General features: G+C 73.0%; 8 protein-coding genes. 6 read left to right on the top strand and 2 right to left on the bottom strand.

What is annotated here, in order from left to right:
* From ACZ60T_RS04020 to ACZ60T_RS03995, 6 genes are all read left to right on the top strand, one after another.
* Positions 1 to 3,066: a type I polyketide synthase gene (locus ACZ60T_RS04020; RefSeq protein ID WP_469664206.1), complete on the top strand. Its 3,066-nt coding sequence runs from the start codon at positions 1 to 3 to the stop codon at positions 3,064 to 3,066.
* The gene (locus ACZ60T_RS04015; RefSeq protein ID WP_469664204.1) at positions 3,066 to 9,596 is read left to right on the top strand and encodes an amino acid adenylation domain-containing protein; all 6,531 of its coding nucleotides are present in this window, start codon (positions 3,066 to 3,068) and stop codon (positions 9,594 to 9,596) included. The genes ACZ60T_RS04020 and ACZ60T_RS04015 overlap by 1 nt, the downstream gene beginning before the upstream one ends.
* Positions 9,593 to 15,280, top strand: a complete 5,688-nt coding sequence (locus ACZ60T_RS04010; RefSeq protein ID WP_469664202.1) for a type I polyketide synthase — start codon at positions 9,593 to 9,595, stop codon at positions 15,278 to 15,280. Before ACZ60T_RS04015 ends, ACZ60T_RS04010 begins: the two co-directional genes overlap by 4 nt.
* Positions 15,277 to 21,177 carry an amino acid adenylation domain-containing protein gene (locus ACZ60T_RS04005; RefSeq protein WP_469664200.1) on the top strand — a complete coding sequence of 1,967 codons (5,901 nt, stop codon included), beginning with the start codon at positions 15,277 to 15,279 and terminating at the stop codon, positions 21,175 to 21,177. The genes ACZ60T_RS04010 and ACZ60T_RS04005 overlap by 4 nt, the downstream gene beginning before the upstream one ends.
* A complete protein-coding gene (locus tag ACZ60T_RS04000) occupies positions 21,174 to 21,929 on the top strand; it encodes a thioesterase II family protein (RefSeq protein ID WP_365630872.1) in 756 nt (251 codons plus the stop codon). The genes ACZ60T_RS04005 and ACZ60T_RS04000 overlap by 4 nt, the downstream gene beginning before the upstream one ends.
* Positions 21,930 to 22,082: 153 nt before the next feature.
* Positions 22,083 to 23,009, top strand: a complete 927-nt coding sequence (locus tag ACZ60T_RS03995) for a TetR/AcrR family transcriptional regulator (RefSeq protein WP_469664197.1) — start codon at positions 22,083 to 22,085, stop codon at positions 23,007 to 23,009.
* A 2-nt stretch (positions 23,010 to 23,011) separates the two neighbouring features.
* Here the strand turns inward: ACZ60T_RS03995 and ACZ60T_RS03990 are convergent, their stop codons facing one another.
* Positions 23,012 to 23,881, bottom strand: a complete 870-nt coding sequence (locus ACZ60T_RS03990) for an acyl-CoA thioesterase (protein WP_365630868.1) — start codon at positions 23,879 to 23,881, stop codon at positions 23,012 to 23,014.
* A 37-nt stretch (positions 23,882 to 23,918) separates the two neighbouring features.
* A complete protein-coding gene (locus ACZ60T_RS03985) occupies positions 23,919 to 26,432 on the bottom strand; it encodes a DEAD/DEAH box helicase (RefSeq protein WP_469664195.1) in 2,514 nt (837 codons plus the stop codon).
* Between the last annotated feature and the right edge of the window lie 22 nt (positions 26,433 to 26,454).

Genomic DNA, 26,454 nt, shown 5'->3' with positions numbered 1-26,454 from the left:
ATGAGCCAGCCGGCCGCCACCAAGTCGTCCCCCGTGCTGAAGCGGGCGCTCACCGCCATCGACCGGCTCCAGCGGGAGCTGGAGGCGGCACGCCGCGGACGCACCGAGCCCATCGCGGTGGTGAGCGTCGGCTGCCGCTTCCCGGGCGGCGTGCACGACGCCGACTCGTACTGGCGGCTGCTCGCCGAGGGCGTCGACGCCATCCGCGAGGTTCCGGCCGACCGCTGGGACACCGACGCCTACTACCACCCGCAGGTGGGACGCCCCGGGAAGATGACCACGAAGTGGGGCGGCTTCCTCGACCGGATCGACGAGTTCGACGCCGCCTTCTTCGGCATCTCACCGCGCGAGGCCGAGGCGATGGACCCCAACCAGCGCCTGGTGCTGGAGGTGGCCTGGGAGGCGCTGGAGAACGCCGGGTACGCCGACCTGGCCGGGAGCCGGACCGGTGTGTTCGTCGGCGTGATCAACAGCGACTACGGGCTCCAGCGGTTCTCCCGCCCCGACGACCTGACGCCGTACGCGGTCACCGGCACCGCGCACAGCATCGTCTCGGGCCGCCTCGCCTACCTGCTGGACCTGCGCGGCCCGGCGGTGTCGATCGACACCGCCTGCTCCTCCTCGCTGCTCGCCGTGCACCTCGCCTGCCAGAGCCTGCGGACCGGCGACTGCGACATGGCCCTCGCGGGCGGCGTGAATGTCATCCTCTCGCCGCTGGCCACCATCGGCTTCTCGCAGTTCGGCATGATGTCGCCGGACGGGCGGTGCCGGACCTTCGACGCCGGGGCGAACGGCTTCGTCCGCGGCGAGGGCTGCGGGATCGTGGTCCTCAAGCGCCTCTCCGACGCCGTCGCCGCGGGCGACGAGGTCCTCGCCGTCATCCGCGGCGGTGCCGTCAACCAGGACGGCCGCAGCACCGGCCTCACCGCCCCCAACGTACTGTCCCAACGCGAGCTGCTGCGCCGCGCTCTGGAGACGAGCGGTGTCGAGGCCGGGCAGGTGTCGTACGTCGAGGCGCACGGCACCGGCACCACCCTCGGCGACCCCATCGAGGTGGAGGCGCTGGCCGACGTCTATCCGGCGGCACCGGGCGCCGAGTGGCACCTCGGCTCGGTGAAGACCAACTTCGGTCATCTCGAGGCCGCCGCCGGGATCGCGGGACTGATCAAGGTGGTCCTGGCGCTGCGGCACCGCTCGATCCCGCCGCACCTGCACTTCGAGCGCCTCAACCCGCACATCGCGGTCGACCGGCCCCCCTTCGCCGTCCCCACCGAGCTGACCGAATGGACTCCGCGCGACGGCCGCCGTATCGCGGGCGTCAGCGCTTTCGGCCTGAGCGGGACCAATGTGCACCTCCTCGTCGAGGAGGGCCCCGGCCGGGCCCCGGCCACCGCGGACGAGCGCCGCCCGCTGAACGTCCTCGCCCTCTCCGCCCGCAGCGAAGCCGGACTGCGCCTGCTCGTGGAGCGCCACCGCGACCGGCTGGGGCGCGCGGCCCAGGCGCCGGTCGCGGACCACTGCTACTCCGCCAACACCGGGCGGTCCCACTTCCCGCACCGCCTGGCGGTCGTGGGCGGGTCCGCGGCCGAACTCGACGCGGCGCTCGCCGGTGTCCTGGACCGCTCCGCGCCGAACGGGGCCGCCGCGACCGACGGGCGCGAGCCCGAGGTGGCGTTCCTCTACAGCGGCGCGGGCACCGAGCGTCCCGGCATGGCCCACGCCCTGTACGAGAGCGCGCCGGTCTTCCGGGAGGCACTGGACCGCTGTCACGAACTGCTCCGGGGCGACCTGGAAGTCCCGCTCCTCGACGTCCTGTTCCCGAAGGATCCGGGCGCGTCGCACCTGGACCGGCCCACCTTGGCGCAACCGGCGCTCTTCGCCGTGCAGTACGCGCTCACCGAGCTGTGGCACGCGTGGGGCGTGCGACCGGCCGCGGTGTTCGGGCACGGTCCGGGCGAGATCGCCGCCGCCCACACGGCCGGGGTGATGAGCCTGGAGGACGCGCTGCGGCTCGTGACGCGGCGGGCGCGCCTGCACCTCCCGTCCGACGCGACGCCGGTCGAGACGGACCTCGCGCCGCTGCGTCAGACCGCCGACGGGATCAGCCAGTCGCCGCCGCGCATCCCGTTCGTCTCGGGCCTGGACGGAGCGCTCTGGCCGTGGGACGAGGCGCCCGACGCCGAGCACTGGTGTCGGCAGGTCCACCGGCCGGTCCGGTTCGCCGACGCCGTGTCGACGCTGCGAAGCCTCGGGTACACGCGCTTCGTCGAGATCGGCCCGGACGCCGCCCTCGTCGACCGGATACGGGCGGAACAGCCCGGCGACGAGCTGCTCACCGCGCCGAGTCTCCGCTCCGGCGAGGACGACTGGCGTACCGCCCTGTCCACCCTCGCCGAGCTGTACGAGCACGGCACCGACGTCGACTGGGCCGGGTTCGACCGGGGCTACTCGCGCACACGCGTGCCGGTGCCCACCTCGCCCTTCGTCCGGACGCGCCACTGGTACGACGCGCCCGCGGCCACCGTGGCCATGACGGCCGGTGACGAGGCCGACCGGGAGGAGGCGACGGTCGCCGGGGAGCGTACGGCCACCGGGGAGAGCACGACCGCGTCCGCCGCCGACAGTTCGCTGCTCACCCGCGAGGACCTGCTGGCGCTGAAGGAGGACGAGCGCTTCGACATCCTCGCCGACCATCTCGCCCGCGGCGTCGGCGCGGCCCTGGGGTCCGGCAGCGGCCCGCGCCGCCGTTCCGGCGCCGCCACCGTCGAGGTGGGGCTCGACCAGCCCCTGCTCGACCTGGGCCTGGACTCGCTGATGGCCACAGGCCTGCGGGTCCAGATCCGGGACCGGCTCGGGGTCACCCTGCCGCTCGTCGCGCTGCTCAAGGGCGCGTCGGTGCGGCGGGTGGCGGAGCAGATCCTGGAACAACTGGAGGACGAACAACCGGAGGACGACGCGGAGACCGGCACCGAGGAGGCGCCGGGCGACGACACCGAGGCGCTCCTCGCCGAGCTGACGCGCCTGCCCGAGGCCGAGGCCCGCGCGCTGCTCGAGGAGGGACGCTGATGGCGAGCCTGCGGGAACGGCTGGCGAGTCTCTCACCCGAGCAGCGCGCACACCTTGCGAAGCAACTGGCCGCACAGGCGCGGGAGAAGGCGGAGAAGGTCTATCCGCTCTCCGCCATGCAGCGGCGGTTGTGGTTCCTGGAACGGCTCACGCCCGGCACGACGGCGTACGTGGTGCCCGCGGCCGTGCGCGTGCGCGGTGCCCTCGATCGCGACCTGCTGCGTGCCGCCGTCACCGAGCTGGTCCACCGGCACGAGTCACTGCGGACCACCTTCGCCGAGCGCGACGACACCCCGGTGCAGGTGGTGGCGGAGCGCGTGACGGTGGAGATCCCGGAGGAGGACCTGCGCGCCCTGCCCGCGGCGGCGCGCGAGGCGGCCTGCCAGGAGCGGATCGCGGCCGAGATCTCGGCACCGTTCGACCTGACGGCCGGGCCGCTGCTGCGGATGCGGCTGCTGCGGACGGCCGACGACGAGTATCTCCTCGTCGTGGTCCTGCACCACATCGTCTCGGACGGCTGGTCCGTGACCGTGCTCTTCGCGGAGTTCGCCGAGATCTACGCGGCCCTGGCCGAGGGCCGACCCTCCCCGCTGCCCCCGCTGGAGATCCAGTACGGGGACGTCGCCCTGCGGGAGCGGCACGCGCGGCCGGATGCCTCGGCCGGAGCGCTGCGCTACTGGAAGGAACGCCTCGCCGGAGCCCCGCCGGTGCTGGAGCTGCCGCCGGACCACCCGCGTCCCGCGGTGCAGTCCTTCCGCGGCGGCTCGTGGCACTTCGACCTGCCCGCCCCCCTGGTACGCGACCTGGCCGCCACCGGCCGACGACGCGACGCCACACCGTTCATGGTGCTGCTCGCGCTGTTCCAGGTGCTGCTGCACCGCTATTGCGGCCAGGACGACGTTGTCGTCGGCATCCCGGTCGCTAATCGCGAGCGGGCCGAACTGGAACGGCTCATCGGCTTCTTCGTCAACACCCTGCCCGTGCGCGCCGATTGCTCCGGTGACCCGACCTTCGCCGAACTGCTGGAGCGGGTGCGCGACGCCTGCCTCGGCGCCTACGCACACCAGGAGGTGCCGTTCGAGAAGCTGGTGGAGGAGCTGAAGCCACCGCGCGATCTAGGCCGCCCGCCGATCGTCCAGATCAGCTTCGCCTACCAGACCCAGCCGTTGCCCACCCTGCGCGTGGCGGGGCTCGAGTTCTCCCGTGTCACCGTCCGCAGCCGCACGGCCCGGTTCGACCTGGAGTTGCAGCTCGTCGAGGACGAGGGCGGCCTGAGCGGACTGTTCGAGTACAACAGCGACCTCTTCGACGAGCCGACCGTCGCCCGGCTGGCGGACCACCTGTGCCGACTGGCGCGGGAGGCGGCGGCCGACCCGGACCGGCCCGTCGGGGCGCTGCCGCTGCTCGGCGAGGAGGAGCGGCGGTCGTTGTCGGCGCCGGGCGCCGACACCCGCCGTACCTGGCCCGAGGGCGACCTCGCTCACCTGCGGTTCGCCCGCCGGGTGCGGGAGACGCCCACCGCCGAGGCGGTCCGCTTCGGGGACCGTGCCCTGTCCTACGCGGAGCTGGACCGGCGCGCCGACCAGCTCGCCCACCGGCTGCGCCGCCTCGGGGTGGGCCGGGACGTGCTGGTCGCCCTCTGCCTGGAGCGCTCGCTGGAGATGGTGGTCGCGCTGCTGGCCGTGCACAAGGCGGGCGGCGCCTACCTGCCCCTCGACCCGGCCTATCCCCGCGCACGCCTGGAGTTCATGATCGAGGACTCCGGGGCCCCGGTGGTGCTCACCCAGCGCCGCGTGGCCGAGCACGTGCCGGCCGGTGCCGCCGCCGCCGTGCTCTGCCTGGACGAGCTGGACGAGGAACTCCCCGACGAGCCGACGCCCGCGCCCGGCGAGCAGCCCGGCCCCGGCGACCTCGCGTACGTGATCTACACCTCGGGCTCGACCGGCAGGCCGAAGGGGGTGCAGATCACCCACGGTGCCCTCGCCAACTTCCTGCGTGCCATGCAGGAGCGTCCGGGCATCGCCCGCGACGACGTCCTCCTGGCCGTCACCAGCCTCGCGTTCGACATCTCCGTACTGGAGCTCCTGCTGCCCCTGGTGGCCGGGGCGCGCGTGGTGGTGGTCCCGCGGGACGTGGCCGCCGACGGCCCGGCGCTGGCGGAGGCGCTCGACGCCGCCGGAGCGACGATCGTGCAGGCCACCCCCTCGACCTGGCGGATGCTGGTCGACTCGGGCTGGGCGGGCCGACCGCACCTGCGGATGCTGTGCGGCGGCGAGGCACTGCCGCCGGGCCTCGCAGGCCGACTCCTTCCCCTGGGCGCGGAACTCTGGAACATGTACGGCCCCACCGAGACCACCATCTGGTCGGCGGTTTCCCGGATCGACACCGGGCCGGTCTCCCTCGGTGAGCCGATCGCGAACACCGAACTACTCGTCCTCGACCGGCGCGGACAGCTCGTGCCCACCGGCGTGCCGGGCGAACTGCACATCGGCGGCGCCGGACTGGCCCGCGGCTATCTGAACCAGCCGGAGCTGACCGCCGATCGCTTCGTCGCCCACCCGGCCCCGAACGACCTGGGGGAGCGGCTCTACCGCACCGGCGACCTGGTGCGCCGCCGCGGTGACGGCAGCATCGAGTTCCTCGGCCGTATCGACTTCCAGGTGAAGGTCCGCGGCTTCCGTATCGAACTCGGGGAGATCGAGCGGGCGCTCACCGCCCACCCCGGGGTGAGCGCCGCGGTGGTCACCGCCCGCGAGCACGCGGGGGACACCCGGCTGGTCGCCCATCTCGCCTGCGCCGAGGCGCCGGAGTCCGCGGAGATCGCCGCCTTCCTGCGGGACAGCCTGCCCGCGTACATGGTGCCCTCGGCCTTCGTGTTCCTGACCGCGCTCCCGCTCACCCCCAACGGCAAGATCGACCGCGCGGCGTTACCGGAGCCGGAGTTCGGCCGCGCGGAGCTGCGGACGCCCTACCGGGCCCCCGCCGACCCGCTGGAGCAGGCGATCGCCGACGTCTTCGCCGACCTGCTCGGCGTCGACCAGGTGGGAGCGGACGACGACTTCTTCGCGCTCGGCGGCCACTCACTGCTCGCCACGCGGGTCACCACCCGCCTGCGGTCCGTCCTCGGGGTGGAGCTGCCGCTGCGGGAGCTGTTCGAACGCCCCACCGTGTCCGCGCTCGCGTACCGATTGCGGGAACGGGGCGCACAGCCGATGACGGGTACGGCACCGGGCGACCGCGAGGTGCCCACCGTGCCCCGCCGCGCCGACCCCGCCCTGCCCGTGCCACCGGCGTTCGCACAGCGGCGGCTGTGGTTCCTCGAACAGCTCTCCAGCGGCAACCGCGCCTACCTGATACCCGCCGCCCTCCGCGTCCGCGGCGATCTCGACGCCGCGGTGTTCCGGCGGGCCTGCGACGAGGTGATGCGGCGTCACGAGGCGCTGCGCGCGGTCTTCCCCGAGATCGACGGCAAGCCCTCGATGGCCGTACGCCCAAAGGTCCCCGCCGAGCTGGAGGTGCGCGACCTCGCGGGCCCGGACGGCATCGAGGAGCAGGTCCGCGCGCGGGCGGAGAGCTTCTTCGCGCGCCCCTTCCGGCTCGCGGACGGACCGCTGCTCCGCTTCGAGCTGCTCCGCGTCTCCGACGAGGAGACCGTCGTACTGCTCGCCATGCACCACATCGTCTCGGACCAGTGGTCCCTGGGCGTCCTGCTGCGGGAGGTGCTCGCCCTCTACGCCGCCTTCGGTGCCGGTCGGCCGAGCCCTCTGCCCGAACTCGCCGTGCAGTACCCGGACTTCGCCCTCTGGCAGCAGGAGGCGCTCGGCCGACAGGCCGACGGGGACGGCCTCGACCACTGGGTCCGGCAACTGCGCGGAGCGCCCGCCGAGCTGAACCTGTCGTTGGCCCGTCCGCGCCCCCCGGAGAAGAGCTACCGGGGTGCCGCGCTGGAGCTGCGGCTCGACCCGCTCGTCGTCCGGCGGCTGCGCGCCCTCGCCCGGCAGGAGGGCGCCACGCTGTTCATGGTCCTGACCGGCGCCTTCCAGGCCCTGCTCGCCCGCCTCGGCGGCGTCGACGACGTGGTGATCGGCACGCCGGTGGCCAACCGGCGGCTGCCCGAGCTGGAACCCCTGATCGGGCTCTTCGTGAACACGCTGGCGCTGCGTACCGACCTCTCCGGCGACCCGAGCTTCCGGGAACTGCTCGGCCGGGTGCGCCAGGTGTGCCTCGACGCGTACGACCACCAGGACGTGCCGTTCGAGCGGCTGGTCGAGGCGCTCAAACCGGAGCGCAGCCTGGCGCGTACCCCGATCTTCCAGGTCGGCTTCGCCCTCCAGAACGTCCCGTTCCCGGCCTGGAGCGGCGGGGGGCTGCGCGTCGAGCCGATGCCCGCCGACGGCGGCACGGCCAAGTTCGACCTCGAGCTGCTGCTGAGCGAGGAGGGCGACACCGTGCACGGCCGACTCGAGTACAGCCTCGACCTCTTCGACGCGCCCACCGCCGACCGCGTCGCGCGGTATCTCCAGCGCCTGCTCGCCGCCGTGGCCGACCGGCCCGACCAGCCCGTCGGCGGCCTCCCGATCCTCGACGAGGCGGAGCGACGCGAGGTGCTGGCCCTGGGCGAGGGCGCTGTGCGGGAGTGGCCGGACGCGGGCCTCATCCACCAGATGTTCGAGGCACAGGCCGACGCGACACCGCACGCCGAGGCGCTGCGCTTCGAGGGCGAGCGGCTCACCTACGCCGAACTGGACCGTCGCGCCAACCAGTTGGCCCACCGGCTGCGCCGGTCGGGCGTGGGCCGGGACGTGCTGGTGGGCATCTGCATGGAGCGCTCCACCGAGCTGGTGGTCTCGCTGCTCGCCACGCTCAAGGCCGGCGGCGCCTACCTGCCGCTGGACCCCGGCTATCCGCGCTCGCGCCTGGAGTTCATGCTGGCCGACGCGCGCGTGCCGGTGCTGCTGACGCAGCGCCGCCTGGTGCCGGGGCTGCCGGACCACGAGGCCGTCGTGCTCTGCGTGGACGAGGCGGCCGAGGATCTCGGGCGCGAGTCCGGCGAGCGGCCGCGGGTCCGGGTCGGCGGCGAGGACCTCGCCTACGTCATCTACACCTCCGGCTCCACCGGGCGTCCCAAGGGCGTCATGAACGTCCACGCGGGCATCCGCAACCGCCTGTTGTGGATGCAGGACGCCTACCGGCTCGACGCCTCCGACAGCGTGCTCCAGAAGACGCCGTACTCGTTCGACGTGTCGGTCTGGGAGTTCTTCTGGCCGCTGACGACGGGCGCCTGTCTGGTGGTGGCCCGTCCGGAGGGGCACAAGGACGGCCGCTACCTGGTGGAGACCATCCGGCGCGAGGGGATCACCACGCTGCACTTCGTGCCCGCGATGCTCCAGGTCTTCCTGCGGGAGGACGGGGCGAAGGACTGCCGCGGTCTGCGCCGGGTGTTCTGCAGCGGCGAGGCCCTGCCCCGGGAGCTCCAGGAGCGCTTCTTCGCCCACCTTCCGGCCGAGCTGCACAACCTGTACGGCCCGACCGAGGCGGCCGTGGACGTCACCGCCTGGGCCTGCCGACGTGACGGCGACACCCGGCCGGTACCCATCGGCCACGCCATCGCCAACACACAGATGTACGTGCTCGATCCGGCGCTGCGACCGGTGCCGCGCGGTGTCGTCGGCGAGCTGTGCATCGGCGGCCGCAACCTGGCCCGCGGGTATCTCGACCGCCCGGAGCTGACCGCCGAGCGCTTCGTCCCCCATCCGTTCGACCCGGATCCCGGGGCCCGTATCTACCGCACCGGGGACCTGGCGCGCTTCCGCGACGACGGGGCCATCGAATACCTCGGCAGGCTCGACCATCAGGTGAAGCTCCGCGGACTCCGCATCGAACTCGGCGAGATCGAAAAGGTGCTGGCCGCTCATCCCGCCGTACGGGAGGCCGTCGTCACCGCCCGTGGACAAGGCGGCGACACCCGGCTCGTGGCGTACCTGACCGCCGACGAGCCGCCCACGGCGGGCGAGCTCAGCACGTATCTGAAGGAGCGGCTGCCGGACTACATGGTGCCCGCCGCCTTCGTCACCCTGCCCGCCTTCCCGCTCTCGCCCAACGGCAAGGTGGACCGCGCCGCCCTGCCCGCGCCGGAGCTGTCCCGCCCCGAACTGGCCGTCCCCTACGAGGCGCCCAGGGACCGGGTGGAGCGCACCGTCGCCGAGGCCTGGACCCGGTTGCTCGGCCTCGACCAGGTGGGCGTCAACGACAACTTCTTCGAACTGGGCGGCCACTCGCTGCTCATGGCCGAGCTGCGCGGCACGCTCGAGACGGAACTACGGCGTCCCCTCACGCTCGTCGAGCTGTTCCAGTTCCCGACGGTGCGCACCCTGGCCGCACACCTGACCGGCACCCCGGGCACCGCCGCCGATCCGCTGGCCGACGCCCGCGGGCGAGTGGCCGGCCGCCGGGAGGCCATGGCGGCGCGCCGTGCCGCCGCCGGCCGCCGCTCCCGGAACCGCAACGAATCTCAAGGAGACCGACCGTGACCGACTCGACCGACGACCTGTCGCAGGTGGCCATCATCGGCATGGCGGGGCGCTTCCCCAAGGCGGCCGACGTCGGCGCGTTCTGGGACAACCTGGCAGCCGGTGAGGAGTGCCTCTCCTTCTTCTCCGAGGAGGAGCTGCGTGCGCAGGGCGTCAGCCCGACGCTGCTGGCGCAGCCCGGCTACGTGCGCGCCAAGGGCGTCCTCGACGGGGCCGACACCTTCGACGCGGGCTTCTTCGGCCTGTCCCCGCGCGAGGCCGAGCTGATGGACCCGCAGCACCGCGTCTTCCTCGAATGCGCCTGGGAGGCGCTGGAGTCGGCGGGGTACGACCCGCAGGCGTTCCCGGGCCGGATCGGCGTCTTCGGCGGTGCCAGCCTCAACACGTACCTGCTCTTCAACCTGCTGGCGAACCGCGGCGTCGTCGAGACCCTCGGCCAGTACCAGACCCAGCTCGCCAACGACAAGGACTTCCTCGCCACCCGGGTCTCGTACAAGCTCGGCCTCAAGGGCCCCGGCATCACGGTGCAGACCGCCTGCTCCACCTCGCTGGTGGCGGTCCACCTCGCCTGCCAGAGCCTGCTCTCCGGGGAGTGCGACATCGCCCTGGCCGGTGGCGTCTCCGTCAACGTCCCGCTGCGCAACGGCTATCTGCACGAACCGGGCGGCATCCTGTCGCCGGACGGACACTGCCGCCCGTTCGACGCCGCCGCCGGGGGCACCGTCATCGGCAACGGCGTCGCCCTCGTGGTGCTGCGTCGCCTCGCCGACGCGCGCGAACAGGGTGACCTCGTCGACGCGGTGATCCGGGGCTCGGCCGTCAACAACGACGGCGCGCTCAAGGTCGGCTACACCGCACCGAGCGTCGAGGGCCAGGCGGAGGTGATCGCCGAGGCGCTGGGCATCGCGGGGGTGTCGCCGGAGACGGTGGGCTACGTGGAGACCCACGGGACCGGTACGGCCCTCGGCGACCCCATCGAGATCGCCGCCCTGACCCGCGCGTACCGGGAGGAGACCGAGGCGCGTGGCTACTGCGCCCTCGGGTCGGTGAAGAGCAACGTCGGCCACCTCGACGCCGCCGCCGGGGCGACCGCACTGATCAAGGCCACGCTCGCGCTGCGGCACGAGGCCATCCCCGCCAGCCTGCACTTCGAGCGGGCCAACCCGGAGCTCGACCTGGAGTCCAGCCCCTTCTTCGTGAACACCACGCACCGGCCCTGGCCCCGCGACGAGGAGCCGCGCCGGGCCGGGGTCAGCTCGTTCGGCATCGGCGGGACCAACGCGCATGTGGTGCTGGAGGAGGGGCCCGCGCCGCGCCCCGCCGAGCCCGGCCGCCCCTGGCAACTGCTGACCCTCTCGGCACGTACCGACCAGGCCCTGGCGCAGACGGCGGAGCGACTGGCGGACCACCTGGAGACCAACCCGGGTGACGAACTCGCCGACGTCGCCTTCACCCTGGCGGCACGGCGGCGCGCCTTCGCACAGCGCCGGGCCGTGGTCTGCGTGGACCGTGCCGACGCCGTACGGCGGCTGCGGCAGGCGGCACGCGTCGGCGAGACGCGGACGGCGGGCCGGGCCGCGAAGGTGGCCTTCCTCTTCCCGGGCCAGGGCACGCAGTACCCCGGCATGGCCCGCGAGCTGTACGCCGACGAGCCGGTCTTCCGCGCCGAACTCGACCGCTGCCTCACGCTGTTCGCGCCGCACCTCGACGAGGATCTGCGGGCGGTCCTGTTCCCGCCGCCGGAGGAGGCCGAGAAGGCCGCGGCGCGTCTGGAGGAGACGGCACTCGCCCAGCCCGCCCTCTTCGCCGTGGAGTACGCCCTGGCCCGCACCCTGATGGCCTGGGGTCTCGTGCCGCACGCCATGGCCGGTCACAGCATCGGCGAGTACGTGGCCGCCTGCGTCGCCGGGGTGTTCACGCTGGAGGACGCCACCGCGCTGGTGGCGGCGCGCGGCAGGCTGATGCAGGCGACCCCGCACGGGGCGATGCTCGCGGTCTTCCTGCCCGAGGACGAGACGAAGGCGCTGCTCGACGACGACCTCTGCGTCGCGGCCGTCAACGCCACGACGCTCTGTGTGGTCGCCGGTCCGGTCGAGGCTGTCGAGCGTCTGCGGGGGCGGCTCGCCGCGTCCGGCGTCGGCTGCCGTCGCCTGCACACCTCGCACGCGTTCCACTCGCCCCTGGTGGAGGACGCGGTGCACCCCTTCCGGGAGGAGGTCGGCACGATCCGGCTGCACGCCCCGCGGATCCCCTTCGGCTCCAACGTGAGCGGGACCTGGATCGAGGACGCCGAGGCCACCGACCCCGAGTACTGGGGCACCCACCTGCGCTCCACCGTGCGGTTCGCCGACAACCTGTCGACGTTGCTCGCCGACCCGGACCTGCTCCTGCTGGAGGTCGGACCGGGCCAGTCGCTGTCGAACTTCGCCCGGCAGCACCGCTCGTGGACGCCGGACCGGGTCGTGGCCGCCACGCTGCGCCAGCCCCGCGAGGAGCGCCCCGACCGGCAGGTGCTGCTGGAGGCGGTGGGGGCGATGTGGTCCGGGGGCGCGGAGGTCGACTGGGCAGCACAGCTCGACGCGGGCAGCCGCCGCCGGGTGCGCCTTCCCTCGTACCCCTTCCAGCGGCAGCGGTACTGGGTCGACCCCGGCCCGGCGGAGCCTGCCCCGAGCGTTGCCGAGCCCGGCCCGGCGGAGCCCGCGGGATGGACGTACTCGCCGAGCTGGCGGCGTCTCCCCCCGCCCGCCTCCCCGTCCCTCGCCGCGTCGGGGCCGTGGCTCGTGCTCGGCGCGGACCTGCCCCTGGGCCGGACGCTGCGGCAGGGTCTGGAGGCCGCGGGCTGCACCGTCGTCGGGGTGTCCGCGGGTGACGGCTTCGCGCGGGACGGCGAGCGTTCCTTCACCGTCGACCCGGCCGGCCGGGACGACTTCCAACGCCTCTTCGCCGCCCTCGACGCGGACGACCTGCGACCGGCCCGAGCCCTGCACCTGTGGAGCCTCGCCGGTGAACCCGCCGCGGACCTGGACCGGGCGCGGCTGGATCGCGCTCAGGACACCGGCTTCCACAGCCTGCTGGCCCTCGCGCAGGCCCTGTCCGAGCGCCCCGGACACCCGCCCCTCGCGCTCGACGTCCTCACCCGTGGCGTCTTCGGCGTGACCGGGGAGGAGCCGCTCCAGCCCGAGAACGCCACCGTCCTCGGCCCGTGCACGGTGATCCCGCAGGAGGTGCCGGACGTCGACTGCCGCCTCCTCGACCTCACCGGGCAGCTCCTGGCCGCGCCGCCCGAGACGGTGCTCGACGCCCTGCGGGCGGCGGTGGCCGCACCCCCGGCGGAGCACGTACTGGCCTGGCGCGGCAGCCACTGGTGGGCGCGGACGTTCGACCCCGTCCCCCTGGAGGCGGGCGAGCCGGACAGCGGGCGCCTTCGCGACGAGGGCGTCTACCTCATCACCGGCGGGCTGGGCGGCATCGGCCTCGCGCTCGCCGAGCACCTGGCCCGCTCCGTGCGGGCACCGGCCATCGGGCTGCTCGGGCGGGGCGCCTTCCCGCCGGAGGACGCCTGGCCGCAGTGGCTCGCGGAGCACGGCGCCGACGACCCGACCAGCGCCCGGATCCGGCGCCTGCAAGCGCTGCGGAGCCTGGGCGCCCGACCGATGGTGCTCCGCGCCGACATCACCGAGGCTGAGCAGACCACCCGCGCGGTGGAGGAGTTGCGTGCCCGCTTCGGCGCGCTCAATGGCGTCGTCCACGCGGCCGGGGCCCCCGCGAGCGGGCTGCTCGCCGGGACGTCCCGCGCCGATACCGAGGCCGTGCTCGCCGCCAAGACGCGCGGCACGCTGGTGCTCGACGCGGTGTGCTCCCGCGACCCCCTGGACTTCTTCCTCCTGTGCTCGTCGCGGACCGCGGTGCTCGGCGGGCCCGGCCAGGCCGACTACTGCGCGGCCAACGCCTTCCTGGACGCCTTCGCCGCCTGGCGTACCGCGGGCGGGTCCGCGCCCGTGACGGCGGTGGCCTGGGACACCTGGCGCGAGACCGGCATGGCGGCGGGCCCGCACGCGCTGCCCGGCGCCGACGCGGGCACCGGCGAGGACATCGGCCACCCGCTGCTGCAACGCCGCTTGCAGCGGACGGAGAGCACCGAGGTCTTCCTGACCACGATCCGCACCTCGGAGAGCTGGGTCGTCGACGAGCACCGGATGCAGGGGCACGGCCTGGTTCCCGGCACCACGTACCTGGAGATGGTCCGGGCGGCGGTGGAGCCCCTGGCGGCGGGACGCGAGATCGAGTTCCGCGACGTGCTGTTCACCCTGCCGGTGATCGTCCCCGACGGGCAGGAGCGTGACCTGTACACGGTCCTGGACCGCACGGACGGCGACCTGAGCTTCCGGATCCGCAGCCGCGTGCCGGGGGCGGCGCAGAACTGGCAGGAGCACGCCACCGGCTCCGTACTGCTGCACGAACGCGTGGAGCGTACGCCGCGCGAGGTCGCCGAGCTGCTCGAGGAATCCGGGGTCGAGGAGGTCATCGAGGGCGAGCAGGCGCTGCGGCAGCGGCTCCGGCTGAACTTCGCCGCCGAGGGCGGGATCATCCGGTTCGCCGTGCAGGGCCGCTGGCGCTGCCTCACCCGCATCCACGTCGGCAGCCGGGGCATGGTGGCCGTCCTGGAGCTTCCGGAGCGGTACGCCGCCGACCTCGACACCTACCGGCTGCACCCGGCGTTGCTGGACGTGGTCGGCGGTGCGTCCCGCGTGCACGCCGCCGAGGGCTACTACCTGCCCTTCTGGTACGGCAGCCTGCGCGTCGTACGCGGCCTGACCCGGCGGATGGCCTGCCACATCCGGATCAAGGAGGGCGGCGACACCTCCGGCGAGACCCTGGTCTGCGATGCCGACGTCTACGACGACGAGGGCCGACTGCTGGTGCGGCTCGGTGACTTCATCATGAAGCGCATCCACGAGCCCGAGGCGATGCGCGACCAGGTCGAGTCGGCAGCCGCGGCCCCCGCGCCCGAGACTCCGGAGCCCGCCGCGCACGAGCCGGGGGGACTGGCGGCCCTGCACGCCCTGGCCGCCGGCATGACCGCCGAGGAGGGGACGGAGCTGTTCGGCCGCATCCTGCGGGCCCGGCCGATGCCGCCGCAACTCGTCGTCTCCCGGCAGGACTTGGCCACCGTGCGACGCCTGGCCGCCGAGATCGATCCGGCCCGGCTGGCGGCGGACCTGGAGACGGCCGCGCCGACCGCGGTGCACCCACGTCCCGAGCTGGACACCCCGTACGTGGCGCCGGGCACCGAGGAGGAAGCCGCCATCGCGGCCATCTGGCAGGAGGCGCTCGGAGTCGAACCGATCGGCCTGCACGACGACTTCTTCGCGCTCGGCGGTCACTCCCTGGCGGCGGTGCAGATCGGTACCCGGCTCCGGGCCCACTTCGGCGTGGAGCTGACACTGCGTGACTTCTTCGACCTGCCGACCGTGGCCAACACCGCCCGGCTCCTCGCCGCCGGAGGCTCGGACAGCGGGACGGCGGCGGAGGAACCCGCCCCCATCGAGCGACTCGCGCGCGACGAACCGCCCGAGGTGACCGACGTGGACACGCTACCGGACGACGAAGTGGACGCCCTGCTGCGGGAGTTGCTCGCGGCAGAGGCGGCCGAGGCGGACCTGGAAGGGGAGACCGAGGCATGAGCATGCCTGACCTGGACGGCATGACCGCCGAACAGAAGCGGAGACTGCTGGCCGAACGGCTGGGACGGGCCCGGCGGCCGCGGGTGCGCCAGTTCCCCCTCTCCTTCTCGCAGCAGCGGCTCTGGTTCCTGCAACAGCTCGTGCCGGACAGCGCCGCCTACAACGTCCCCAGCGCGGTACGGATCCACGGGCAGCTCGATCTCGACGTGTGGCGGCGCTGCACCGACGAGATCGTGCGGCGCCACGAGGCGTTGCGCACCACCTTCGCGGAGGTCGACGGCGAGCCCGTACAGCGAGTGGCCGAGACGGGGCGGGCCGACTTCGCCGTGGTCGACTGCGCCCACCTCCCCGCCGACGACCGTGAGCGCGAGGTCCAGCGCCTGGCCCAGGAGGAGGTCCGACGGCCGTTCGCGCTGGAGCAGGGCCCGCTGCTGCGGGTCAGGGTGTTCCGGCTGGGCCCCGAGGAGCATGTCCTGCTGCTCACCATGCACCACATCGTCGCCGACCTCTGGTCCATGGCGGTGGCGGTCCGGGAGCTGGTCGCCCTCTATCCGGTCCTGCGCGCGGGCGGCGCCTCACCGCTGCCCGAACTCCCCCTCCAGTACGCCGACTACGCCGCCTGGCAACGCCGCCGGGCGGACGGCTCCGGCGTGACCGACGACCTCACGTACTGGAAGCAGGCGCTCGACGGCGCCCCGCCGGTCCTCGCCCTGCCGACCGACCGCCCGCGCCCGCCCGTGCAGACGTCACGCGGCGGATCGGTCCCCTTCGAACTGCCCGGACCGCTGATGACGCGGCTGCGCGCGCTGAGCCGACGCGAGGGCGCGACGCCCTTCATGACGCTGCTGGCCGCGTTCGCCGTGGTGCTCCAGCGCTACGCCGACCAGGACGACCTGGTGATCGGCGCGCCCATCGCCAACCGGACCCGTCCCGAACTGGAGCCGCTGATCGGGTTCTTCGTCAACACCCTGGCCCTGCGCGCGGACCTCTCCGGCGACCCCACCTTCCGTGAGGCCCTGGCGCGGGTGCGCGCGACCTGCCTCGGGGCCTACGCCCACCAGGAACTGCCGTTCGAACGGCTGGTGGAGGAGCTGCACCCCAAGCGCGACCTCTCCCGGTCGCCGCTGTTCCAGGTGTCGTTCGTCTTCCAGAACATCGACATGCCGGAGCTGGACCTGGGCGGGCTGCGGGTCACCCCGCTGACGCTGGAGAGCGCCACCGCCCGGTTCGACCTCGAGCTACAGGTCTTCGACCGGCCGGACGGGCTGAGCGGCTGGTTCGAGTACAACGCCGACCTCTACGACCACGCCACCATCCAGCAACTGTCCGACGCGCTGCGCGTCCTGGTCGAGGAGATCGCCGACGCGCCCGACCGCCGTCTCTCCGAACTGAGCCTGCTCACCGAGGAACAGCGGCACCGGCTGGCCCGGGAGCCCAACGACACCCGGCGCGTCTGGCCGGACCTGCGCTGGGCGCATCACAGCTTCGAGGAGCGGGCCGGGGCGACACCGGAGGCGGCGGCCCTGTGCTGCGGGGAACAGACCCTGACGTACGCCGAACTCGACCGGCGGGCCAACCGGCTCGCACACCACCTGCACCGGCTCGGCGTCGGGCGTGGCGACCTCGTCGGGATCTGCACCGAGCGCACGCCGGAGATGGCGGTCGCGGTCCTCGGCACACTCAAGTCCGGCGCCGCCTACGTGCCGTTGGACCCGGCGTACCCGAGCGAGCGCCTCGCCTTCATGGTGCGGGACTCCGGGCTCAAGCTCCTGCTCACCCAGCGCACCGTCCTCGCCGACCTGCCCGAGCCGGCCGCGGGGGTCCTCTGCCTGGACGAGGCCACCGAGGCGCTGGCGGCGGAACCCACCACCCGGCCGGACGTGGAGAGCCGAGGCGAGGACCTGGCCTACGTCATCTACACCTCCGGCTCGACCGGCACACCCAAGGGCGTGCGGATCCCGCACCGCGCGCTCGCCAACTTCCTCCGGTCGATGCGGGACCGGCCGGGGATCGGCCCGGACGACGCCCTGGTGGCGGTGACCACGCTGTGCTTCGACATCTCCATGCTGGAGCTGCTGCTGCCGCTCACGACCGGTGCGCGGGTGATCCTGGTGGACCGCGAGGTGGCCGCCGACGGCCGACGGCTGCGCGCGGTGCTGTCGGAGACCGGGGCCACACTGATGCAGGCCACTCCGTCCACCTGGCGGCTGCTGCTCGACGCGGGCTGGTCGCCGCGCCCCGGCTTCCGCATGCTGTGCGGCGGTGAGGCGCTCCCCGCCGACCTGGCCCGGCAGCTCAGCCGCGACGGCGGCGAACTGTGGAACATGTACGGCCCCACCGAGACCACCATCTGGTCGGCGGTGGCCCGGATCGACGAGGGCACCGTCTGTCTGGGCGAGCCGATCGCCAACACCGAGCTGCACGTGCTCGACGCCCACGGCGCGCTCGTCCCGCCGGGCGTCCCCGGAGAGCTGCACATCGGCGGCACCGGGCTGGCGCTCGGCTATCTCGGCCGCCCGGAGCTGACCGCCGAGCGGTTCGTGCCGCACCCGTTCCCCATCGGCCTCGGCGACCGGCTGTACCGCACCGGGGACCTGGTCCGCCGACGCGGCGACGGCAGCCTGGAGTTCCTCGGCCGCATCGACCACCAGGTGAAACTGCGCGGCTTCCGGATCGAGTTGGGGGAGATCGAGGAGGTCCTGGCGCGGCAGCCGGCCGTCCGGCAGTCGGTGGTGACCGTACGCGAGGACACACCGGGCGACCAGCGCCTGGTGGCGTACGTGGTCGCCGACCCGTCCGGAGCCGACCCCGCCACGAGCCCCGACGAGCTGGACCAGTGGCGCACCATCTGGGACACGGCGTACGACGAGCCGACCGCGGACGTCGACCCGTCCTTCGACATCAGCGGCTGGACGAGCAGCTACACCGGCGAGCCCATCCCCGCCGAGGAGATGCGCGACTGGGTCGACCGCACCGCCGAGCGCGTGCTGAGCCGCGCGCCGCAGTCGGTGCTGGACGTGGGCTGCGGCACCGGCCTCATCCTGCACGCGGTCGCGCCGCACTGTAAGCGGTACTGGGGCACCGACTTCTCGGCCGTGGCGCTGGCGCGGCTGCGGCGGGCGACCGCCGACCCCGAACGCTTCCCCGGCGACGTGCAGTTGCACGCATGCGCGGCGGACCGCCTCGACCTGCTGCCGGACCAGCAGTTCGACGTCGTCCTGCTCAACTCGGTGGTGCAGTACTTCCCCGACGAGGAGTACCTGGCCCGGGTGATCGCGGGAGCGCTGCCCCGGCTCGCCCCCGGTGGCGCCGTCATCGTGGGCGACGTCCGCAGCCTTCCGCTCCTCGAGGCGTTCCACGCCTCGGTCGAGCTGCACCGGGCGGCACCCGGCCTGAGCGCCGACGCGTTGCGCAAGCGGGTGCGGCGCCGGGCCGCCGAGGAGGAGGAACTGGTCATCGACCCGCGCTTCTTCCTGGCGTTGCAGGCCCGGCTGCCCGGCATCGCCGAGGTGCGGATCCTGCCCAAGCGCGGCCGGTACGACAACGAACTGACCCGTTTCCGGTACGACGTGATCCTCACGAGCGACCCGGAGGCCCCGCCCGCCGACCTCGCCCCGCTCGACTGGCGTGCCGACGGGCTCTCCCTGGCCGCACTCCAGGAACGGCTGGCCCCGGCCACCGCGGACGTCATCGCCGTCCGGGACGTGCCGAACGCGCGGGTGCGACCCTTCGCCGACCTGGTGGAGCGGCTGGGCACCACCGGGGGCACGGCCGCCGACCTGCGGCAGAGCCTGGCCGCCGCGGCGGCGGGCGCGGTCGATCCGGAGGAGCTGGCCGCCCTGGCCGAGCGGACCGGATACCGGGCCGAACCGGACTGGACCCGGCACGGCCCGGACGGCGCGTTCGACCTCGTGCTGCGCCGACTGGGCGGCGACGGGCACCCCGTGGCCCCGGCGCGGGCCTTCCCGGAGGCGGCCGCGGTGCCGCCCGAGCCGCTGTCCGCGTGGGTGAACGGTGCCGCGTCCCGCCGCGCCCGCACCCTCCAGCCGCGCCTGCGTGCCGCGCTGGCCGAGAAGCTGCCCGCGTACATGCTCCCCTCCGCGTTCGTGTTCCTCGACGCGCTGCCCCTCACCCCCAACGACAAGGTGGACCGCAAGGCGCTGCCCGAGCCCCGGGCCGTCCGCTCCGATCCGCGCACGCCCTACGAGGCGCCGCGTAACGACCTGGAGCGGGACCTCGCCGAGATCTGGGAACAGCTCCTGCACCTGGAGGCGGTGAGCATCCACGACGACTTCTTCGCGTCGGGCGGCCACTCGCTGCTCGCCACTCAGGCGGTCTCGCGGATCCGGACCCGGCTGGGACGCGAGGTGTCCCTGCGCGACCTCTTCGCGTATCCGACCGTCGCGGCGCTGGCCGCATGGCTGACGGACGCCGACACGGACGGCGGCGCGGAGGGCACCACGGAGGGCGGCGGCCCGGCGCTCGTGCCCGTCCCGACAGCCGAGCGCGGCGCGGACCTCCCGCTGTCGTACGCGCAGGAATGGCTCTGCGTCGACCACCCGATCGACCCCGAGAGCCCCGCTCACAACGTGGTGACCGCCGCGCGGCTGCGCGGACGGCTCGACGAGGACGCCCTGGCGCGCGCCTTCGACCATGTGGTGCGGCGGCACGAATCGCTGCGTACCCGCCTGGTCCCGCGGTCGGCGGGGCTGGCACAGGTCGTCGAGGCCACCGGTACCTGGCCGCTGACCCGGTCCCGGCTGGAGGGCACCGCGGCCGAGGACCCGGGCCAGGCGATCCGCGCCGTCCTCGAGGAGGAGAGCAGCAGCCCGTTCCGCCTGGCGGAGGGCCCGCTGGTACGGGGGCGGCTGGTCACCCTCGCTGACGAGGAGAGGATCCTGGTGCTCACCGTCCACCACGCCGTCACCGACAACTGGTCGTACGGGGTGCTGCTCCAGGACCTGGTCGGCGCCTACGAGGCCCTCGCCGAGGGGCGGGAGCCGACGTTGCCGGACCTTCCGCTCCAGTTCGCCGACTTCGCGGCATGGCAGCGCCAGGCGTTCGAGAGCGGTGCGCTGGACGCCGACACCGCGTACTGGCGGCGTACCCTCGCGGAACTCCCGCCGCCGCCGCGGCTGGACGACGCCGGGCTCCCGGACGAGGCGGCGGTGGCCACCTCGGGCCACGCCTTCGAGCTGTCCCCTGAACTGACCGCCGCGCTGCGGGAGTTCGCCAAGCGCGAGGGCGCGACCCTCTTCATGGTGCTCCTGGCCGCCTTCGGTGCCCAGCTCGCCGCGTACACCGGGAGCCGGGACCTCGCCGTCGACTTCCCCACCGCGGGCCGCGACCGGCCGGAGACCGAGCAGCTCATCGGCTTCTTCGTGAACCCGTTGGTGCTGCGCGCGGATCTCGGCGGGGACCCCACCTTCCGCGAACTGGTCGCCCGGTCCCGGGAGCGGATCCTCGACGCGTACGCCCACCAGGGCGCGCCGCTACAGCCCCTGCGCCGCGAGTTCGCGCCGCAGTGCGAACAGGTCCGCCTGGGATTCAACCTCCTCAACGCGCCACTGCCCGCCGCGATGCTGCGTGACGTCCGGCTGGAGCCGCTCGCCGCCGACCGGGGATTCGTGCACGTGCCGCCGGGGATGGAACCGGCGGTGGTGGATCTCAGCCTCATCATGCTCGAGGACACGGGGGCGCTGCGCGGCATCTGGCTGCACGCCGTCGAACGCGTCGATCCACGGCTGGTCGGCCGGGTGACCCGCCAGTGGAGCCGGTTGCTTCAGACCGTGGTGGCCGAACCCGACCGCCGGATCGAGGAGTTGTGCCGACTCCTGCGGGAGGACGAGGTGCCCGCCACCGCGAGCGGTACCGGCGTAGAGGGAAGCGAAGCGTGACGGAGCAGTGGTTCCGGGTGCCGCGGGCCCGGCCGGCCGCCGCCACCCGCCTGGTGTGTCTGCCGTACGCGGGCGGGTCGGCGGCGGTGTACCGCACCTGGGGTCAGCTCGTACCGGGCGATGTGGAGGTCTGCCCGGTCGAGCTGCCCGGCCACGGCAGGCGCATCGGTGAGCAGCCCTTCTCCCGCCTCCCGCCGCTGGTCCGTGCGCTGGCGGACGCGATGGAGCCGCTGCTCGACCGGCCCTTCGCCCTCTTCGGGCACAGCCTGGGCGGACTGGTGGCGTTCGAGCTGGCACGGCTGCTGCGCCGCCGCGGGTGGCCCATGCCCTGCCACCTGTTCGTGTCGGCGTCCGGAGCCCCCGCCCGGCGTCGCGAGCCGGTGCTGCACGGCGCCTCCGACGCCGAGTTGAAGGCCCGGCTGCGCGCGTTCAACGGAACGCCGCGCGAGATCCTGGAGAACGACGAGCTGATGGAGCTGGTCCTGCCCGTGCTCCGGGCCGACTTCGCGGTCCTGGAGACGTACGAGTATCACGAGGAACCACCGCTCGACGTGCCGCTCACGGTGCTCGGCGGGATCCACGACCGCACGGTGCGGCCCTCGGAACTGGAGGGCTGGCGCGGGCAGTCGACCAGTTCACGCCTTCGTCTGCTGCCCGGCGATCACTTCTTCATCCAGGGCATGACCGCCGAAGTCGTGCAACTCGTCGTCGACCGCCTCACGCCGCTGATCCCTTCTGTCGTGGAGAGTTGAGACTCTGTGTTTAGAATCCTGGGTTCGAGAGTCGGCATCACAAGAGTCGGCATCAAGGGTCTGCCGGGTGTCCGCGCTTGCGCGGTGGCGACGTTCGCCCGTCGAACCGGCGCAGCGTTCCGCAGGCCGTGGTTACCGTGAGGGGTGAACGACTTGGCCGATGTGTCATCCATGGGGTCCGGGCTGTCCCGTCGACGGCGCAGGCTGTCCGACGAGGAGACCGAGCAGCGCATGCTCCGGGCCGCGATGAGCATGATCAACAGCTCCGGCCTGACCGTGGGGCTGGACCACATCAGCTTCGAGGACGTCATCCGCCACGCCGGCGTCGCCCGGAGCGCCGCCTACCGCCGCTGGCCCTACAAGGACCTGTTCTTCAGCGACCTCCTGAAGGAACTGGCCAGGCGCGCGGGCCCCGCCATCAGCGTGTCCGACCCGGAGTCGGCCGAGGCGGTCCGCCAGGTCATCCTCGACCGGCTGGACTGGGTGGCGCAGCCAGGGCTGCGGACCGCCCTGGTGGCGGAGGTGCTGCGCCAGGGAGCTCTCAAGGAGCTCCAGATCTTCTCCGACTCCCCGGAGTGGCGCACCTACCTCGCCCTACAAGCCACCTTCCTGAGCCTGGCCGAGAGCGAACTGCGGAGCGAGATCCAGGCCTCCCTGCGCGAGGCCGAGGCCGACATGACCGCGGGGCTGGCCGCCGCCTACGAGCGGACCACCAAGCTGCTGGGCTGCCGTCTCCGCCCCGAACTGCGGGTCACGTTCGCCGATGTCGCCCGGCTGACCACCGCCGCCACCCGCGGCATGGTCATCATGACGCCGGCCAGCCCCGAACTGGCCACCCACACCGTCCACACCGACCCGTTCGGCGCGCCCGCGCCCGCCGACTGGACACAGCTCGCCCTCGCGCTCGCCGGTATCGCCATGACGTTCGTCGAGGCCGACCCCGACGTCCACTTCGACGAGGAACGCGTCGAGGCCCTCCGTACCGCGCTCACACCCCCACCGCAGCAGCAGCGCGCCCGCCGCAAGGGCACCTTGCAGCGGGCGTTCGGGACAGAGGAACCGCCCTTCACCTCGCCGTGAGGTCAGCCCAGCTTGCGGAACAGCCCCTCCTGCACGACCGAGACGAGCAGCCGCCCTTCGGTGTCGTAGATGCGGCCCCGGGCCAGGCCCCGGCCGCCCACGGCGATCGGTGACTCCTGGTCGTACAGGAACCACTCGTCCGCGCGGAACGGCCGGTGGAACCACATGGCATGGTCCAGTGAGGCCATGTCGAAGCCGCGCGGCCCCCAGAGCGGCTCGACCGGGATACGGACGGCGTCCAGGAGCGTCATGTCGCTCGCGTAGGTGAGCGCGCAGGTGTGGACGAGCGGGTCGTCCCCCAGCGGGCCGACCGCCCGCATCCACACCGCGCTGCGCGGCTCGGCGTCCTTCGTCTCCTCGGCGCTCCAGCGCAACCGGTCCACATAGCGGATGTCGAAGGGCTGCCGCCGGGCCATCCGCTCCAACGTCTCGGGCAGGGCACCGAGATGTTCCCTGACCTCTTGCGCCACCGTCGGCAGCGACTCCGGGGCCGGTACCTCACGCGCGGGCGGCAACTGATGCTCGAAGCTCGCCACTTCGGGCTTGTGGAAGGACGCGGTCAGGGTGAAGATCGTGCGGCCCTGCTGCACGGCCGTGACCTGACGGGTCGTGAACGACCTGCCGTCACGCACCCGTTCGACCTGGTACACGATGGGCACACCCGGTATGCCCGGACGCAGGAAGTACGAGTGCAGCGAGTGCACCGGCCGTTCGCCGTCCGTGGTGCGGCCGGCGGCGACCAGCGCCTGACCGGCCACCTGGCCCCCGAAGACCCGTTGCAGGGACTCCTGCGGGCTGCGGCCACGGAAGATGTCGACCTCGAGCTGCTCCAGATCGAGCAGGTCGACGAGCCGTTCGGCGGGGTTCGTCATGGGTGAGGTTCTCCTGGACTCGGAGCCGGTCGACATCTCAGAGCTGCCCGACGTCGGTGACCCGGACGACGGCGCGGCCCTCGGCGTCGGAGGCGGTGAGGTCGATCTCGGCGCGGATGCCCCAGTCGTGGTCGCCGTTCGGGTCGGCGAAGGCCTGCCGGACGCGCCACAGCCCGTTCTCCGGCTCCTCCTCGATCATCAGCAGCTTCGGGCCGCGGGCGTCGGGGCCGGTGCCGAGGTCCTCGTACTCGTCCCAGTACTTGTCCATGGCCGCGCCCCACGTCTCGGCGTCCCAGCCGTACTCCCCGTCCATCTCGCCGAGTTCGTCGACCGCGTCGAGAGCGGCGAGCTCCACCCGGCGGAACATGGCGTTGCGGACCAGGACGCGGAAGGCGCGCGCGTTCGCCGTGACCGGCTTGACCTCGTCCGCCTTCTCCTGGGCCTCCTCGGCCGTCATCTCCGCCGGGTTGGCCAACTGCTCCCATTCGTCCAGCAGGCTGGAGTCGACCTGGCGCACCATCTCGCCGAGCCAGGCGATCAGATCCTCCAGATCGTCCGACTTCAGGTCGTCCGGGACGGTGTGCTCCAGGGCCTTGTAGGCGCTGGCGAGGTAGCGCAGCACGATGCCCTCGGTGCGGGCCAGTTCGTAGAAGGACACGAACTCCGTGAAGGACATCGCCCGTTCGTACATGTCGCGGATGACCGACTTCGGCGACAGCGGATGGTCGCCGACCCAGGGGTGGCTCTTGCGGTAGGTGTTGTACGCGTGGAAGAGCAGCTCCTCCAGCGGCTTGGGGTACGTCACGTCCTGGAGGCGCTCCATGCGCTCCTCGTACTCGACGCCGTCCGCCTTCATCGCCGCCACGGCCTCGCCGCGCGCCTTGTTCTGCTGGGCGACCAGGATCTGCCGCGGGTCGTCCAGCGTGGACTCGATGACCGAGACCATGTCGAGGGCGTAGGACGGGGACTCCGGGTCGAGGAGTTCGAACGCGGCCAGCGCGAAGGTCGACAGCGGCTGGTTGAGCGCGAAGTCCTGCTGGAGATCGACGGTGAGGCGCGCGATGCGCCCTGTGGCGTCGGGTGTGTCCAGCTTCTCGACGATCCCGCCGTCCAGCAGCGAGCGGTAGATCGCGATCGCGCGCCGGATGTGCCGCAACTGCTGCTTGCGCGGCTCGTGGTTGTCCTCGAGCAGATGGCGCATGGCGTCGAAGGCGTTGCCCGGCCGGGCGATCACCGACAGCAGCATCGTGTGGGTGACCCGGAACCGGGAGGTGAGCGGCTCGGGGTCGGAGGCGATCAGCTTCTCGAAGGTGTTCTCCGTCCATCCGACGAAGCCCTCCGGTGCCTTCTTGCGCACCACCTTGCGGCGCTTCTTCGGGTCGTCACCGGCCTTGGCGAGCGCCTTCTCGTTCTCGATGACGTGCTCGGGTGCCTGTGCCACGACCAGGCCCGCCGTGTCGAAGCCGGCCCGCCCGGCCCGCCCGGCGATCTGATGGAACTCACGGGCGCGCAGGGTGCGCACCCGGCTGCCGTCGTACTTGGTCAGCGCCGTGAACAGCACCGTGCGGATCGGGACGTTGACGCCGACGCCGAGGGTGTCCGTGCCGCAGATGACCTTCAGCAGACCGGCCTGGGCCAGCTTCTCCACCAGACGGCGGTACTTGGGCAGCATGCCCGCGTGGTGGACGCCGATGCCGTGGCGTACGTAGCGGGAGAGGTTGCGGCCGAACTTGGTGGTGAAGCGGAAGTTGCCGATCAGCTTGGCGATCTCGTCCTTCTCCTCGCGCGAGCACATGTTGATGCTCATCAGCGCCTGGGCCCGCTCCACGGCCTGCGCCTGGGTGAAGTGGACGATGTAGACGGGCGCCTGCCGGGTCTGGAGGAGTTCGGTGAGCGTCTCGGTGAGCGGGGTGAGCCGGTACTCGTACGAGAGCGGGACCGGCCGGGTCGCCGAGCGGACCACCGCGGTCGGACGGCCGGTACGGCGGGTCAGGTCCTTCTCGAACATCGAGACGTCGCCGAGCGTCGCCGACATGAGGATGAACTGGGCCTGCGGCAGCTCCAGGATCGGGATCTGCCAGGCCCAGCCCCGGTCGCCCTCGGCGTAGAAGTGGAACTCGTCCATCACGACCTGGCCGACGTCCGCCTGCTTGCCGTCACGCAGCGCGATGGACGCGAGGACCTCGGCGGTGCAGCAGATCACCGGTGCGTCCGCGTTGACGGAGGCGTCGCCGGTGAGCATGCCGACGTTCTCGGTGCCGAAGAGCTTGCACAGCTCGAAGAACTTCTCCGAGACGAGCGCCTTGATCGGCGCGGTGTAGAAGGTGACCTCGTCCCGGGCGAGCGCCGCGAAGTGCGCGCCCGCGGCGATCATGCTCTTGCCGGAGCCGGTGGGCGTCGACACGATCACGTTCGCACCCGAGACCGCCTCGATCAGCGCCTCCTCCTGGTGCGCGTACAGGGTGAGGCCGCGCTCGCTCGCCCACGACTCGAAGGCTTCGTAAAGGGCGTCGGGGTCTGCGGTCTGCGGGAGCTGATCGATGAGGGTCACGCCACCATCTTGCCTGTCCTCG

Source organism: Streptomyces sp. NPDC104371, assembly GCF_055583785.1.
This window is presented reverse-complemented; position numbering and strand designations above follow the sequence as displayed.

Bases quoted from the DNA above. Each gene is read 5' to 3' on its own strand.
- ACZ60T_RS04020 (WP_469664206.1), top strand. From the start codon at position 1: ATGAGCCAGCCGGCCGCCACCAAGTCGTCCCCCGTGCTGAAGCGGGCG.
- ACZ60T_RS04015 (WP_469664204.1), top strand. From the start codon at position 3,066: ATGGCGAGCCTGCGGGAACGGCTGGCGAGTCTCTCACCCGAGCAGCGC.
- ACZ60T_RS04005 (WP_469664200.1), top strand. From the start codon at position 15,277: ATGAGCATGCCTGACCTGGACGGCATGACCGCCGAACAGAAGCGGAGA.
- ACZ60T_RS03990 (WP_365630868.1), bottom strand. From the start codon at position 23,881: ATGACGAACCCCGCCGAACGGCTCGTCGACCTGCTCGATCTGGAGCAG.